This window comes from Candidatus Nanopelagicales bacterium (assembly GCA_028687755.1).
Lineage (GTDB): Bacteria > Actinomycetota > Actinomycetes > S36-B12 > S36-B12 > UBA11398.
The window spans coordinates 64,565-79,356 of the sequence record JAQTZL010000002.1; the positions used below are offsets into that span (position 1 = coordinate 64,565).

At 53.1% G+C, this 14,792-nt stretch carries 14 protein-coding genes; 12 read left to right on the forward strand and 2 right to left on the reverse strand.

Annotation, left to right across the window (positions count from 1 at the left end):
- Positions 1 to 13: 13 nt before the first annotated feature.
- The gene (locus tag PHN51_03415; GenBank protein MDD2817828.1) at positions 14 to 1,111 is read right to left on the reverse strand and encodes a DNA recombination protein RmuC; all 1,098 of its coding nucleotides are present in this window, start codon (positions 1,109 to 1,111) and stop codon (positions 14 to 16) included.
- A 55-nt stretch (positions 1,112 to 1,166) separates the two neighbouring features.
- On the opposite strand from PHN51_03415, the gene ychF reads away from it, so the two are divergent.
- From ychF to typA, 7 genes are all read left to right on the forward strand, one after another.
- The gene (ychF, locus tag PHN51_03420) at positions 1,167 to 2,240 is read left to right on the forward strand and encodes a redox-regulated ATPase YchF (protein ID MDD2817829.1); all 1,074 of its coding nucleotides are present in this window, start codon (positions 1,167 to 1,169) and stop codon (positions 2,238 to 2,240) included.
- Between the two features lie 32 nt (positions 2,241 to 2,272).
- On the forward strand, positions 2,273 to 2,512 hold the full coding sequence (locus tag PHN51_03425; GenBank protein ID MDD2817830.1) for a DUF5652 family protein: 240 nt from the start codon (positions 2,273 to 2,275) through the stop codon (positions 2,510 to 2,512).
- A complete protein-coding gene (locus tag PHN51_03430; GenBank protein ID MDD2817831.1) occupies positions 2,509 to 2,913 on the forward strand; it encodes an NUDIX domain-containing protein in 405 nt (134 codons plus the stop codon). Before PHN51_03425 ends, PHN51_03430 begins: the two co-directional genes overlap by 4 nt.
- 68 nt (positions 2,914 to 2,981) lie before the next feature.
- The gene (locus PHN51_03435; GenBank protein ID MDD2817832.1) at positions 2,982 to 3,326 is read left to right on the forward strand and encodes a DoxX family protein; all 345 of its coding nucleotides are present in this window, start codon (positions 2,982 to 2,984) and stop codon (positions 3,324 to 3,326) included.
- A 107-nt stretch (positions 3,327 to 3,433) separates the two neighbouring features.
- Positions 3,434 to 5,596, forward strand: a complete 2,163-nt coding sequence (katG, locus tag PHN51_03440) for a catalase/peroxidase HPI (GenBank protein MDD2817833.1) — start codon at positions 3,434 to 3,436, stop codon at positions 5,594 to 5,596.
- 18 nt (positions 5,597 to 5,614) lie between these two features.
- Positions 5,615 to 5,977, forward strand: coding sequence for a DUF1801 domain-containing protein (locus PHN51_03445; protein MDD2817834.1), 363 nt, complete (start codon positions 5,615 to 5,617; stop codon positions 5,975 to 5,977).
- A gap of 51 nt (positions 5,978 to 6,028) precedes the next feature.
- Positions 6,029 to 7,888 carry a translational GTPase TypA gene (gene typA / locus PHN51_03450; GenBank protein MDD2817835.1) on the forward strand — a complete coding sequence of 620 codons (1,860 nt, stop codon included), beginning with the start codon at positions 6,029 to 6,031 and terminating at the stop codon, positions 7,886 to 7,888.
- 20 nt (positions 7,889 to 7,908) lie between these two features.
- Here typA and PHN51_03455 read toward each other — a convergent pair whose 3' ends face one another.
- The gene (locus PHN51_03455; GenBank protein MDD2817836.1) at positions 7,909 to 10,008 is read right to left on the reverse strand and encodes an alpha/beta fold hydrolase; all 2,100 of its coding nucleotides are present in this window, start codon (positions 10,006 to 10,008) and stop codon (positions 7,909 to 7,911) included.
- Positions 10,009 to 10,031: 23 nt separating this feature from the next.
- On the opposite strand from PHN51_03455, the gene mshB reads away from it, so the two are divergent.
- The 5 genes from mshB to dapC all read left to right on the forward strand — a co-directional run bounded on the left by mshB (position 10,032) and on the right by dapC (position 14,733).
- Entirely contained in the window at positions 10,032 to 10,910 is an 879-nt protein-coding gene (mshB, locus tag PHN51_03460; GenBank protein ID MDD2817837.1) for an N-acetyl-1-D-myo-inositol-2-amino-2-deoxy-alpha-D-glucopyranoside deacetylase, read from the forward strand.
- Positions 10,907 to 11,293 carry a DUF6113 family protein gene (locus PHN51_03465; GenBank protein MDD2817838.1) on the forward strand — a complete coding sequence of 129 codons (387 nt, stop codon included), beginning with the start codon at positions 10,907 to 10,909 and terminating at the stop codon, positions 11,291 to 11,293. Before mshB ends, PHN51_03465 begins: the two co-directional genes overlap by 4 nt.
- A gap of 106 nt (positions 11,294 to 11,399) precedes the next feature.
- Positions 11,400 to 13,253 carry a VanW family protein gene (locus PHN51_03470; GenBank protein MDD2817839.1) on the forward strand — a complete coding sequence of 618 codons (1,854 nt, stop codon included), beginning with the start codon at positions 11,400 to 11,402 and terminating at the stop codon, positions 13,251 to 13,253.
- Between the two features lie 65 nt (positions 13,254 to 13,318).
- Positions 13,319 to 13,645, forward strand: a complete 327-nt coding sequence (locus PHN51_03475) for a ferredoxin family protein (GenBank protein ID MDD2817840.1) — start codon at positions 13,319 to 13,321, stop codon at positions 13,643 to 13,645.
- A gap of 2 nt (positions 13,646 to 13,647) precedes the next feature.
- Positions 13,648 to 14,733 (forward strand): succinyldiaminopimelate transaminase, encoded by a 1,086-nt coding sequence (dapC, locus tag PHN51_03480; protein ID MDD2817841.1) that lies wholly within the window; start codon positions 13,648 to 13,650, stop codon positions 14,731 to 14,733.
- Positions 14,734 to 14,792 lie beyond the last annotated feature (59 nt).

Genomic DNA, 14,792 nt, shown 5'->3' on the forward strand with positions numbered 1-14,792 from the left:
CCCTTCAGGGTACTCAACTCACATCCGCAATGAGCTCAGGCGCGGTGAGCGGCCGGGTCGTGGTGTGCAGCAATGTTGGGGCCTGGAGCTCTGCATCTCCTGTGCCAAGTTCACCAAACTGGCGCGCGGTGACAAGTACGCGGGATTCCAGTGATCCGATGGCCTTGTTGTACTGGGCCACCGCTGAGTCCAATGAGTTGCCGACCTTGGCGAAGTGTGAAGCCATCGTGACTAAACGACGATGCAGTTCAACGCCGAGCACTCGAATTTCTTCAGCATGTTCAGCGAGTTGTTCTTGGCGCCATGTGAGTGAGACAGTGCGCAGAAGTGCGAACAAGGTAGTTGGTGTTGCCGGAACGATGTTGCGCTCAAATGCATAGTCCAATAAATCTGGACGCATCTGCAATGCGGTTTCGAGCAAAGCTTCTGAAGGTAAGAACATCACGACAAATTCAGCGTTGTTGGGAACCAAGCGTTGATAGTCACGTGCTTTCAAGGCATCGATGTGACGAATCACTGCAGCAGCATGTTGTTGCAGTCGCAATTGCAAGCTTGCTTCGTCAGTTGTCTGCTCTGCTTCAAGAAAAGCAGCAAGCGGAACTTTCGCGTCGATGACCACACTTCGATCCCCTGCAAGACGAATGATCATGTCCGGGCGACCCACGCCATCGTGAGAATCAAAGGAGGCTTGCTCAACAAAGTCGACGCGATCAAGTAAGCCAGAGGCTTCGACAAGGCGACGTAATTGCATTTCACCCCAACGTCCACGAGCACCTGAGCGACTCAACACTTCAGCAAGGCGCGAAGCTTCACGGCGAACATCATCTGTTGAGCGCTGCAACACCTGCACCTGGCTTTCCCATGTGGTGGTCAACGTGGTGCGCAGTTCGGTCTGAGCCGCAATATTTGTGCGCTCATGGCGCTCAACTTGGGCAGCCAAAGCCTGGAGGGATTCGGCGACTGGAGTGAGCGCCTCGACGACAGCTGCATCAGCCAGCGCGTCGTTGCGACGGCGCATGAGGAAGAAGACTGCCGTAGCGCTGGCACCCACGAGGGCACCGATTGCCAGGAGTAACAGCACGGATTCAAGGGGAAGATTGCTCGTAGCCATGGCTTCACGATGGCACGGGGGCCTGACAATTTGGCGCTCTGAGAGGATGGCCGGCGTGGCCCTAACTATCGGAATCGTCGGACTCCCCAACGTAGGCAAGTCGACGATGTTCAACGCACTGACCAAGAACAACGTGCTCGCAGCGAATTACCCCTTCGCAACGATCGAGCCCAACACCGGTGTGGTGGGTGTTCCTGACCCTCGGCTTGAGGATCTGGCCCGCATTTTCGGCTCCGAGAAGATCCTTCCGGCAACCGTGATGTTCGTGGATATCGCGGGCATCGTGAAGGGCGCATCCGAAGGCGCAGGCCTTGGCAACAAGTTCCTTGCCAACATTCGTGAATCAGATGCCATCTGTCAGGTGCTTCGCGCATTCGTTGACGACGATGTCGTGCACGTTGAAGGTCGCGTTTCTCCAGAAGAAGACATGGCAACAATCAACACCGAATTGATCCTCGCTGATCTTCAGTCACTTGAAAAAGCCATTCCACGTCTTGAAAAGGAAATACGCACCGATAAGTCAAAGGTCGCAGTACTTGAAGCTGCTAAGGCTGCTGAGGTGATTTTGAATGAGGGCAGCACGCTCTTCCAAGCTGGTGTTGATGTTGAGCCCCTACGCGAGTTGTTCTTGCTCACTGCAAAGCCTTTTGTCTACGTGATCAACGTTGATGAAAATGAACTTGGCGATGCAGAATTCAAAGAGCGGATGAATCGTTTGGTTTCTCCTGCCGAAGCGGTGTTCCTTGATGCCAAGTTGGAATCAGAACTCGGTGAACTCGATGATGAAGAAGCGATGGAACTTCTGCAGTCGGTTGGGCAAACAGAGTCAGGCTTGAATGCGCTTGCTCGCGTTGGATTCGCTGCCCTTGGTTTGCAGACCTACCTGACCGCTGGTCCAAAGGAAGCACGCGCATGGACCATCCCCGTTGGTGCAACAGCACCAGAAGCTGCAGGTGTTATCCACACTGACTTCCAGAAGGGATTCATTAAGGCAGAAATCGTTTCCTTTGCTGACCTTCTTGAAAATGGATCAATGGCTGAAGCGAAAGCTAAAGGCAAGGTTCGTATGGAAGGCAAGGACTACGTGATGGTGGACGGCGACGTTGTGGAATTCCGTTTCAACGTCTAAACCACAAGATGTTTCGCTGCTAGCCTTGAACCATGACTGAAACAAGCACCGACGACTTCATGAACTCAGGATTTCTCTGGGTATTCATCGTGTTGCTCATCTGGTCATTTGTCTGGAAGGCGTTCGCGCTGTATCGCGCTGGCGCGAATCGAAGCCCAGTGTGGTTTGTCGTGTTGTTAGTAGTGAACACCATCGGCATCCTCGACATTCTTTACTTATTCGTCTGGGGCAAAAAGAAGAACGCCCCGGTCAGCAACGTTGTGGGTCAATGACCAATTCCGCCGACTTTGTTGTCTCGGCAGTCGTTATTCGCGATCTCGACGGGCGAGTGTTGCTCGTTCGCAAGCGAGGAACCACTCGATACATGTTGCCTGGTGGAAAAATTGAAGCAGGGGAGTCACCTGCGCAAGCTGCAATCCGTGAGCTGAACGAAGAAGTGGGCGCTGTGCTTGACGATGCATCACTCAGATTTCTTGGCGACTGGATTACCGCAGCCGCGAATGAACCTGACCATTCAGTGCACGGCTACATCTTTGAACATCCATGGGTGAGTGGGCTTTCCGTACGAGCAGAGATTGATGATCTGATCTGGCTTCATCCAGATGAGATGAATGAACGAAGTGACTTGGCGCCGTTGCTTATTGAGCGTGTCTTACCTGCGTTGCAACCCTGAGTGCTGCAACTTCGGTAGCGTTCAGGGCATCGAGGTTTCCTCAGCCCTATGAATAGGACCCCATCACCATGGCACTCATCATTCTTGCTGCACTACTTGGACTCATGACCGCATTCTCGGCCTTCGGAAAATTCTCGATGAACGAGAAGGCCGTTGAGATGTTGGTACATGTTGGCTTGCGTGAGCGTCAGATTCGTTTGCTTGGCACTGTTGAAATCCTTGGCGCGCTCGGGCTGCTTGTTGGTATTTGGATTCCACTTCTCGGACAGCTGGCAGCTCTTGGCTTTGTTCTCTATTTCGCGGGTGCAGTCATTGCGCACATTCGAGTGCGCGATGGCGTCAAAGACATGGGCCCAGCCATTTTGCTCACCGTTCTCTCGATCATTGTCACCGTTCTTCAATTCTCTCGCTAGGAGAGGCACCTTTGCCTCTTGAATTTCTCAGAAGCCAGTGATTGACTGAGCAAGTCTCTGAAGGAACGCATCAATTCATTTATCTGACAATGTATTAGGAGAGATTCATGACTGATCAAGGCGGAAAGTGCCCAGTAGCTCACGGCGCAGTAACCACGTCAGAGGGTTCAAATGAAATGTGGTGGCCTAACAGTTTGAAGTTAGAGATCTTGAGTCAGCATGACACGAAAGTTAATCCCCTCGGCGCCAACTTTGACTATCACGAGGAGCTCAAGAAGTTAGATGTTGATGCACTGAAGAAGGATCTTCATGACTTTATGACAGATAGCCAGTCTTGGTGGCCAGCAGATTGGGGTCACTACGGCGGACTGATGATTCGTATGGCATGGCACTCAGCGGGTACTTACAGAATTGCAGACGGACGTGGCGGCGGTGCTACGGGTAATCAACGCTTTGCACCACTGAACTCTTGGCCCGATAACGTTAACCTCGATAAAGCGCGTCGATTACTTTGGCCAATCAAGAAGAAGTATGGCAACAAACTCAGCTGGGCAGATCTTATGATTCTTGCCGGAACAATTGCCTACGAGTCAATGGGTCTTAAAACATTTGGTTTTTCTTTTGGACGAGAAGATATTTGGGCGCCTGAAATTGATACATATTGGGGCTCAGAGAAAGAGTGGCTAGCTCCAAGTGATTCACGTTATGGCGATTTAGTCGATGCAACAACAATGGAAAATCCACTAGCTGCAGTTCAGATGGGATTGATTTACGTTAACCCAGAAGGTGTTAACGGAGTCCCAGATCCAGTGAAGACCGCACAGCAGGTGCGCGAAACTTTCGCCAGAATGGCGATGAACGATGAAGAGACTGTTGCTCTCACTGCAGGCGGCCACACCGTGGGTAAGGCTCACGGAAATGGTAGCGCTGCGAATCTTGGTCCAGAGCCCGAAGCTGCAGATATCGCAGAACAAGGTCTTGGTTGGATCAATCATAAAACTCGTGGCATTGGGCGCGATACCGTGACAAGCGGAATTGAAGGTGCTTGGACCACTCATCCAACTCAATGGGACAACGGTTACTTCGAACTATTATTCAAGTATGACTGGGAACTAAAGAAGTCTCCAGCCGGAGCGCATCAGTGGGAACCAAAGAATCTCGTAGAAAAAGACGCGCCTGTTGATGTTGAGAATTCATCATTGCGTCTCAATCTCATGATGACTGATGCCGATATGGCAATGATCAAGGACCCTATTTATCGCGGAATATCAGAGCACTTCTACAAGAACCCTAAATATTTCGATGAGGTTTTTGCGCGCGCTTGGTTTAAGTTAACGCACCGCGATTTAGGCCCTAAAGCCCGCTACTTTGGTCCAGATGTTCCAAAAGAGGATCTCATTTGGCAAGATCCAATTCCTGCTGGCTCAACTGCTTATAAAGTCGAAGATCTCAAGACAGCGATTGCGGCTACAGATTTAACCGTTGCAGAGTTAGTAACAACTGCGTGGGATAGCGCTCGAACATTTCGCGGTTCAGATAAGCGTGGTGGAGCAAATGGTGCTCGTATTCGTTTAGAACCACAGAAGAGCTGGAAGGGCAATGAGCCAACTCGTTTAGCGAAAGTTCTTGCTGTGCTCGAGCCACTGGCTCAGAAGCATGGTGCGAGCCTTGCTGATGCAATAGTTCTTGCGGGCAACGTAGGTATTGAAAAGGCAGCAGTAGCAGCTGGTGTCGAAGTGAGTGTTCCATTTATGGCTGGGCGCGGAGACGCACTTGTGGAACAAACAGATGCTGATTCATTTGCACCGTTAGAACCAATGCATGATGGTTTTAGAAATTGGCTGAAGGAGGATTACATCGTCTCTCCAGAAGAGCTTCTCCTTGATCGCGCTCAATTAATGGGGCTTACGGCACCAGAGATGACAGTGCTCATTGGTGGACTTCGAGTTATTGGAGCGAACTATGCAGGATCAGGGCATGGAGTCTTTACAGACAACGTCGGAGTTCTATCGAATGACTTCTTCGTGACATTAACCGATATGGGATATGTCTGGGAACCTGCAGGAGAAAATCTCTACAACTTGAGAAGTCGCAAGACTGGCGAGGTGAAGTACACAGCCACGCGCGCGGATCTCGTCTTTGGTTCAAACTCAATTCTTCGTGCTTACGCCGAGGTATATGCCCAAGACGACAATAAAAGGAAGATGGTGGATGACTTTATCGCTGCGTGGGTAAAGGTGATGAACGCCGATAGATTTGATGCGAAGTAAGGAAGAGTTTGAGTTCAAATGTCAGCCAAAGAAATTGATGCGTATTTGAAGAGCGTCACGGAACCGCAACGTTCCACTTTGCAAGAAGTGCGCACCAGAATCCTGGCGCTATTGCCCGATTGCGAAGAATGTATTTCGTACGGCATGCCGGCCTTTAAGGTGCGTGGCAAAGTGATGGCGGGGTTTGCGGCGGCGAAGAATTTCAATTCCTATTACCCGCATAGTGGGTCGATCTTGAATCAGTTTGAATCCGAGCTTGCGGGCTATACGGGCACCAAGAGCGCTTTGCACTTCCCCAAGGACAAGCCGTTACCCAAAGCGCTACTCAAAAAGCTGATAGATGCGAAATATGAGCTGGCCTTTGGCAAGGATTCCCTCTAGGGGCATTCGGGCGATTCGTCGGTATAGGTGCCGACCCCGTAAGGTCAGCGGGTGCCAAGCAGAGAAGATCTTCGTAACGTAGCCATTATCGCCCACGTCGACCACGGCAAAACCACGCTTGTGGATGCCATGTTGTGGCAGTCGGGTGCCTTCCGTGAGAACCAAGACGTGAATGACCGCGTCATGGACTCCATGGACCTCGAGCGCGAAAAGGGCATCACGATCCTCGCGAAGAACACCTCGGTGCACTACACCGGTCCGGGTGCTCCAGAGGGCGGCGTCACCTTCAACATCATCGACACCCCAGGTCACGCTGACTTCGGTGGCGAAGTTGAGCGCGGTCTTGAAATGGTCGATGGCGTGGTGCTGCTCGTTGACGCATCTGAAGGTCCACTTCCTCAGACCCGCTTCGTGCTTCGCAAGGCCTTGCAAAAAGGCCTGCCTGTTGTGCTCGTGATCAACAAGGTTGACCGTCCCGACTCCCGCATTGGCGCAGTCGTCGATGAGGCCTATGAACTCTTCCTTGATCTTGATGCAACGGAAGCTCAGATCGAATTCCCAATCATTTACACCAGCGCTAAGGCTGGTCGCGCTTCATTGACGCGCCCAGCAGATGGCGGCATGCCAGAAGAAGAAAACCTCGAGCCGCTGTTCAAGGTGCTTCTTGAAACAGTGCCAGCTCCTCAATACATCGAAGGTGCGCCACTTCAGGCACATGTCACCAACCTTGACGCATCCCCTTATCTCGGTCGCTTGGCTCTTTGCCGCGTTCACCAGGGCAATATCAAAAAGGGTCAGCAAGTGTCTTGGATGAAGACCGACGGCACCATTGAGCGTGCCAAGGTTGTTGAACTCATGATGACCGAGAACCTTTCTCGCGTTGTCGTTGAAAGCGCAGGCCCAGGCGACATCATCGCCGTGGCTGGTATTCCTGAAATCACCATTGGCGAGACCCTTGGTGATCCAGAAAACCCAATCCCACTTCCCGTGATCACTGTTGATGAGCCATCAATCTCGATGACCATCGGTATCAACACATCACCGCTTGCTGGCAAGAGCGGCAAGAAGCTCACAGCAAGCATGGTCAAGCAGCGTCTTGAGCAAGAACTTGTCGGCAACGTTTCGATCCGCATGAACAACACCGAGCGTCCAGATACTTGGGAAATTCAAGGTCGTGGCGAACTTCAGCTCGCGATCCTTGTTGAAATGATGCGTCGCGAAGACTTCGAACTCACGGTTGGTAAGCCACAGGTCGTTACCCGCATCATCGACGGCAAGAAGTGCGAACCAATGGAGAAGTTGTCCATTGACATTCCTGAGGATTACCTCGGTGTTGTCACCCAGCTCATGGCGCTTCGTAAGGGTCGCATGGAGCAAATGGTGAACCACGGCACTGGCTGGGTTCGCATGGATTACATCGTTCCTGCACGTGGCTTGATTGGTTTCCGTACCGAGTTCCTAACCGAAACTCGCGGCACCGGATTGCTGCACCATGTGTTTGATCGTTACGAGCCATGGCACGGTGAATTGCGTACCCGGCCAACCGGTTCGCTCATCGCGGACCGCACGGGCCCAACAACGGCCTTCGCACTTGCAAACTTGCAGGAGCGCGGCACGATGTTTATCGGACCAGGCACCGATGTTTACGAAGGCATGATTGTTGGTGAAAACTCACGTCAAGACGATATGGATGTGAACCCAACGAAGGAAAAGAAGCTCACCAACATGCGTTCATCTGCAGGTGACATTCTCGTTCCGCTCATTCCTCATAAGCAGCTTTCACTTGAGCAGGCACTTGAGTTCTGTCGCGAAGATGAGTGTGTAGAAATCACGCCATCAAGCGTGCGTATTCGCAAGGTGCTGTTGACTCAGGTTGATCGCGCTCGCGCTGGACGCAAGCCAAAGAACTAACGCTTCACCAAAAGCACGAACTAGTCGCCGAGATGGCTGCGAAAGAATTCAACTTCTAGTCGCAGCAAGTTCTCGGCGACTATTTCTTGTGGGGTCATGTGTGTGACACCGCTCAGTGGGACTACTGAATGTGATTTGCCTGCAGCGAGCAATGCGCTGGAGAGCTGCAAGGTGTGCGCTGCAAAGACGTTGTCATCAGCTAATCCATGAATAAGGAGTAGTGGTTTCTCAAGCGTGTCTGCCTTATTTAACAAGGATGTACTTGCATAGGCGCTCGGGTTTCCTTGCGGTGTACCTAGGTAGCGCTCGGTATATGCCGTGTCATAGAGAGCCCAGTCGGTCACAGGTGCGCCTGCAACAGCAGCACTGAAAATATCTGGACGTTCCATCAAAGCAAGGGCTGCCAAGTAACCGCCGAAGGACCAGCCGCGAATACCAACGCGCGTGATGTCGAGGTCACGTTGTTCCTGCGCTAGTGCCAGTAATGCATCAACTTGGTCGGCAACTGGAAACGTCGCAAGATCGTTGTGCACGGCGCGTTCCCAAGCGGGCCCGCGACCTGGAGTGCCTCGGTTATCAGTGACGATCACCGCAAAACCTTGATCAGCAAACCATTGCTCGGTAGTGAATGCAGCGGCGTTACGCATCACGCGTTGACCATGTGGCCCGCCATAAGGCGAGAGGATCACTGGAAGTTTCTTTGACCCAGCAACATGGCCTGTCGGCCACAACACACAGGTTTCCAGCGATCGCTCACCTGCTTGCACGTAGTGCGGGCGCACGTTGATGTTTGGGGTTTCTGCGTGATTGGCAATCACGTGCGGCTTATCCACATTGAGCGCAGTAAAGGTGGTGTGAGGTTTTAATGCATCAGCTTGAACGATGACAGATGTATCCCCGCTCACGACACCTGTTGACCATGACTGCTCATCAGTCAGCGCAGTCATCACACCGGATTCAAAGTTGACTCGATACAGCGCCTGAGTTGTTGCTTCGCGTGACGCGGCGACAACTGCGCTTGTTGTGTCGTGATCGATGAGTGCGCGCACCTGTAGTCCAGCGGGCGTCACGAACTCATCGGCGCGCGTTAAACGGTAGGTATCCGATGAGACGTCATTCACGATTTCGATGAGTTGTTGTTCACGATCAAGGCAAGGAACACCTGACATCACGTCAACCCAGGCAGCATCACTTCGCCTTTGAAGTTCCGTCAGTTCGCCTGTCTGGCTATTGAGTAGTTGAATGCTCACAAGATTTTGTTCGCGGTTCAGCAACTCGAGAACAGTTCCAAATTTTGATGGAGTAACAGTTGCCAGATAAGGAAATGCGTCAAGATCCCATATGACTTGCTTGCGTTCGCCATTGGCGTTGATCACCCAAAGTTCCACAACTGCATTTGCTGTTCCGGCAGCGGGGTAGCGACGTGATTGCGGCTCGTTGCCAGGTTGCGCAGGATCGGCTATCCACCACTCATTGACATTACTTTCATCAAAGCATTCGACTAGGAGTGAACCTTCAGATTCCGGTAACCACCAAAACCCGCGATAGCGAGCCAGTTCTTCGGCCGCGACAAAATCTGCAAGGCCCCACGTTTCATGTTCATGCGTCGCAGCGGCAATGCAGGTGGCACAGTCCGTTGCAATATCCGTGACATACAAAGAACGCTCGATCACATAAGCAACAGCTGTGCCTGCGTGATTGATTCTTGGATCAACGACTGGTCCGGGCGCAGCAATTGCGCGAACGGAATTGTTCGCAAGGTCAACGATGAATGGAATGCCGTTAACCGCAAAGGCCGCGAATGTCCCGGCTGAATCAACGCTATAGGCAGTGATGCCACCGGTGACCTCGCGCATGCGTTCACGGCGAGCTTTTTCAGCTGCGGGAAGCTCATCGCCGTCACTGCTCGGGATATCGGTACGCACATCAACGAGGCAGGTTTCGGCACCTGAATTGAGGTCAAGTGCCCACAGTGAGCCAGCCGCATCATTTCCCGATGCGCTCCGGATAAACAGGACTCGATCGCTGATCAGATGGAAATTGCGCGGACGGCCAAGCTGGAAGCCGCGCGTGCGGGCGCGCTGGCGTGGATAAGTCTCGGCAGTCGCGTCGGTGCTCACAGGAAGCAAGGTACCTTCTACTGGTGACCCAGCGACTCCTCCTTGTCCATGCGCATCCAGATGACGAATCAATTGCCACCGGAATCACGATGGCCAAGTACGCCTCTGCTGGTACCCAGGTGACCTTGGTGACCTGCACCTTGGGCGAGGAAGGCGAAATCCTCCTGCCTGACGTGGCTCATTTAGCGGCGGATAAAGATGACCGGCTAGGTGAGCATCGCCAACAAGAACTTGCCGCAGCAATGAAGGAATTGGGTATCACCGATTGGCGTTTGCTCGGCGGGCCTGGGCGCTTCCGTGACTCAGGAATGATCGGCACGCCTCCAAACGAAAAGCCAGAATGTTTTTGGCGAGCAGACCTTCTTGACGCCTCCATTGAACTGGTGAAAGTTATTCGGGAGACGCAGCCCCAGGTTGCCATCACCTACGACGATTTCGGCTCCTATGGGCACCCTGATCATTTGCAGGCGCATCGCGTGACTCATTACGCAGCGATGCTCGCTGCTGTTCCTGGATTCAAGCCGGAACTCGGTGAGCCATGGAAGGTCCAGAAGATCTACTGGACTGCGATGTCCAAGCAGGTGTTGAGAGATGGCATCACTGCCCTTCGTGCAGCAGGCGAGACGACAGGCTTTGCAGAGCTAGATCCTGATGATCTTCCGTTCGCGACGGATGATGCTTTGATCACTACGGAAATATCAGCACCTGAATTCTTGAAAGCGAAGATGGATGCGCTGCGTGCGCATGCCACACAGGTCGCCGTCGACGGTGGCTTTTTTGCCCTGTCAAATAACCTGGGATCTCAAGTGTTTGGCACTGAGTACTACCGCCTGGCAGAAGGAACACTCGGAGAACTCGTTGATGGACGTGAGCATGACCTGTTTTCTGGTGTCACCGAGTGAAGCAGTTTCTGCGCTACCTCGCTGTGATCGCGGCGGGGTTACTCATCGGCTTGATCGGTGCCTTTATTCAGGCTGATCGCTTGGTTATCAATGTTCCTTGGGGATTACTCGTTGTGCCCTGGGGCATGGTGGTCGTGATCGTCGTTCTTGCCTTGGCGATTCGCGGTGGGGCATGGCTGGTAATGAGCCGTTGGGGTGCAATGACGCTCTTTATGGGTTGGATTCTTGCCACCATAGTGATGGCAGGAGAAAGCCCGTCCGGTGATTTAGCCCTGTCAGGTGGCGGTCGTCAGTGGGTCTACCTACTGAGCGGTGTTGTGATTGGTGCAGCTGCAACAACGTTTCCGGTGTTGATCCCTCACCAACCAGAACCAGCCCACTAACGCCACACAAACGCCCACGCGCCGGCGAACTGATTCATGCGCGCACTTTGTTCTCACGTCGCTTACGATCTAAGAACACTTTGCGAATTTTCTGGGGGTTTGACCTGTGACTCAAGAGCGCCACTGGCATTGGTCGGTGCTGAAGTCTCGTCGGTCCCTCATTATTGGTGGCTCTGTCATCGGTGCATTGGTGCTGTTGTACGTCATCGCATTGATTTCTGTTGGATCAGGTATTCCTCGGGGCACCACAGTGATGGGTACTTCGATTGGTGGCATGTCAGAGGCCGACGCCCGATCAGTGCTCGAAAAGGAATTCGCAACTCAATCCAAGAAGCCGATCACTGTCACAAGTGGCCGTAAGACTTTCGACATCGTCCCTGCGGAAGCCGGTCTGGCCTTCGATGTCGATGCCACATTGACTCAAGCGGCAGAGCACACGTACAACCCATTCGCATTGGTAGGAAACTTTTTCACGCGCCGCGCACTTGATCCAGTGGTGCTCGTTGATAGCGATTCTTTGAAGGCTCAGGTTGATGGCATCGCAACAGTTGTTGACCATCCTGCAGTTGAACCAACGATTGACATGAAGGGCTTGGAAGCCGTTGAAGTCGCTGGTCAGTCCGGTAAAGAAATTGATCGCAACGCTGCAGCCGCCGCAATTACTCAAGCTTTCGCCACGGGTAATGACCAGGTGCGCGTGGTTCCAGCCGAATCAAAGCCAACGGTCAGTGATGCTGCGCTCGCTGCAGCGAAGTCACAAGCTCAACAAGCAGTGAGCGGTCCTGTTTATGTCACGACTGGTGCGATCAGAGCCAAGGTCGGCAAGCGCGTGATTGCTCGTTCGTTGAGTTTCGGTGCTGAAAATGGTGCTCTCGTACCCGTTCTCGATGGAGCGATCTTGCACAAGGCGGTTGCAAGTGCACTAGAACCTGTTGAAACAGCTGGACGATCGGCGTACTTCACTGAAGCCAACGGCAAAGTCTCGGTAGTTCCTGGAAAAGTTGGCAAAGGCGTTTCGGATGAAGATCTCGCAGCAGCTGTTGGGAGCGTGCTTGATAAGAATCCACCTGCACGCGTTGCTCCAGTAACTGTTGGCGTTCGCGAACCAGCGCTATCTACGCAAGCAGCTCAAGACCTTGGAGTCACTGCACGGCTTTCGTCTTTCACTCAAAACTTCCCATATGCCGCGTACCGCAAACAAAACATCGGTGAGGCCGCGCGACGAGTAAATGGCACGGTAGTGATGCCAGGCGAAACCTATTCAATGAACGACACCATGAAAGAGCGCACGGTTGCCAATGGTTACACCGTTGGTTTCGTGATTGGCCAGGGCGGAATCTTCGCTCAAGAACTCGGGGGTGGTGTTTCAACTGCAACCACCACCACCTGGACTGCTGCGTTTTACGCAGGCATGGAGCCGGTGCAAGTGATTGCGCATTCGATCTATATTTCGCGTTACAAGGCAGGTTTGGAAGCAACGGTTGCCTGGGGAATCTTCGATATGAAGTTCAAGAATCCATATGACACACCTGTGTATCTCCAGGCTTCCGCCACAAGCACTTCCGTCACTGTTTCGTTCTGGGGTGTACCTGTCTACAGCGATATCAAGGCCGATTTCGGTCCGCGTCGAGATATCAAGCCGTTCAAGACCATTTATGACGAGTCAAAAACCTGTCTCGGGCAAGGTGGGATGGAGGGCTTCACGATCGATGTTGATCGTGTCTTTTATAAGGATGGCGTTGAAGTCAAACGCCAAACCATCACCACCAGGTACAAGCCATCTCCTGAAGTGATCTGTGGCAAAGAAAAGCCAAAGAAGCCTGGAACGCAATTCGGGCCGACTCCGGCACCTTCAGGTACCGGGGCAACTCCAGCACCTTCAAAGTCACCAACCAAGAGTCCATCGAAGGCACCAACAGTCACTCCAGGTGGCGGCGATGCGGCTCCTGCGAGGTCTTAGCAGCAAGTTCCACCCTGCTTGTGTAAGTTTGCCCTTGCTCATCCCCGTAACCGCTGGAGGAAAAGATGACCTACGTCATCGCGTTGCCATGTGTTGATCTCAAAGACAAGGCCTGCATTGAAGAATGCCCGGTCGACTGTATTTACGAGGGCGACCGCATGCTCTACATCCAGCCAGATGAGTGCGTGGACTGTGGCGCCTGCGAGCCAGTGTGTCCAGTAGAAGCTATCTATTACGAAGACGACGTCCCTGAAGAGTGGACCGCCTACACCGCTGCGAACGCAGAGTTCTTCAACGAGCTCGGCAGCCCAGGTGGCGCAGCAAAGCTTGGTGCTCAGACCTTCGACGTGCCTGTTGTTGCAGCATTGCCTAAGCAGGAGCACGAACACTAAATATGGGCAAGGCCCATCAACTTCCAGATTTCCCTTGGGATCTTCTGGCGCCTTACGCGCAGCATGCGGCAACGCACCCAAGCGGAGTCGTTGATCTTTCCGTTGGAACTCCCGTTGATCCAACGCCGCAGATCATTCAAGATGCCTTGATTGAAGCAGCCAATGCACCCGGTTACCCGACCACTGTTGGCACTTTAGATTTGCGTGAATCTTGCGCGGCTTGGATGACTCGCATTTTGGGTGCAACCGTTGAGCCAACTGCAATTTTGCCGACCATTGGCTCAAAAGAGTTCGTTGCTTGGTTGCCGACCTTGCTTGGCCTTGGTCCTGATGATCACATTGTGATTCCGAAAGTTGCATACCCAACGTATGCAGTTGGTGCAGCGCTTTGTGGAGCTCGCGTCACTGCAACTGACGAGCCAGAGCTCATTGATGACGCAACCTTGATTTGGTTGAACACGCCAGGTAATCCCACGGGCCACGTGCTTTCTGCTGAGCGGATGCGAACCATCGTTGAGCATGCTCGCAAGATTGGCGCGATTGTTGCCAGTGACGAGTGTTACTACGAATTGGCATGGACCCAAGAGCCTGTTTCGATCTTGAATCCATCGGTGTGCGATGACAACACCCAAGGCTTACTTGCCGTGCATTCACTTTCTAAGCGTTCTAACTTCGCCGGATATCGCTTTGGTTTCACGGCAGGGGATCCAGCGATCATCAAGCAGCTGCTGGAAGTGCGTAAGCACGGCGGATTGATGGTGCCAGCTCCGGTGCAGCATGCCGCAGCAGTGGCTTATGCCGACGATGCTCATGTAGCGGTTCAGCGCGAGCGTTACCGAGCCCGTCGGGAACTCTTGAAGAATGCCCTGGAATCAGCTGGCTTCACCATTGACGACAGCGCTGCCGGGCTGTACCTCTGGGCAACTCGAGGGGAACCCTGCTGGGACACCGTTGCTTGGTTTGCAGATCGGGGCGTGGTGGTGACTCCTGGCGACTTTTATGGAGTAGCTGGGGCAAACCACGTGCGTATTGCACTGACCGGAACGGATGAGGCTATTGGCCAAGTTCCGTCCCGCCTAGCTATGTGACCCTCCCCATACCACTCTCGGGTAGTGCGGCCCCTCAGGACTCGGTAGGGTCAGCGTGC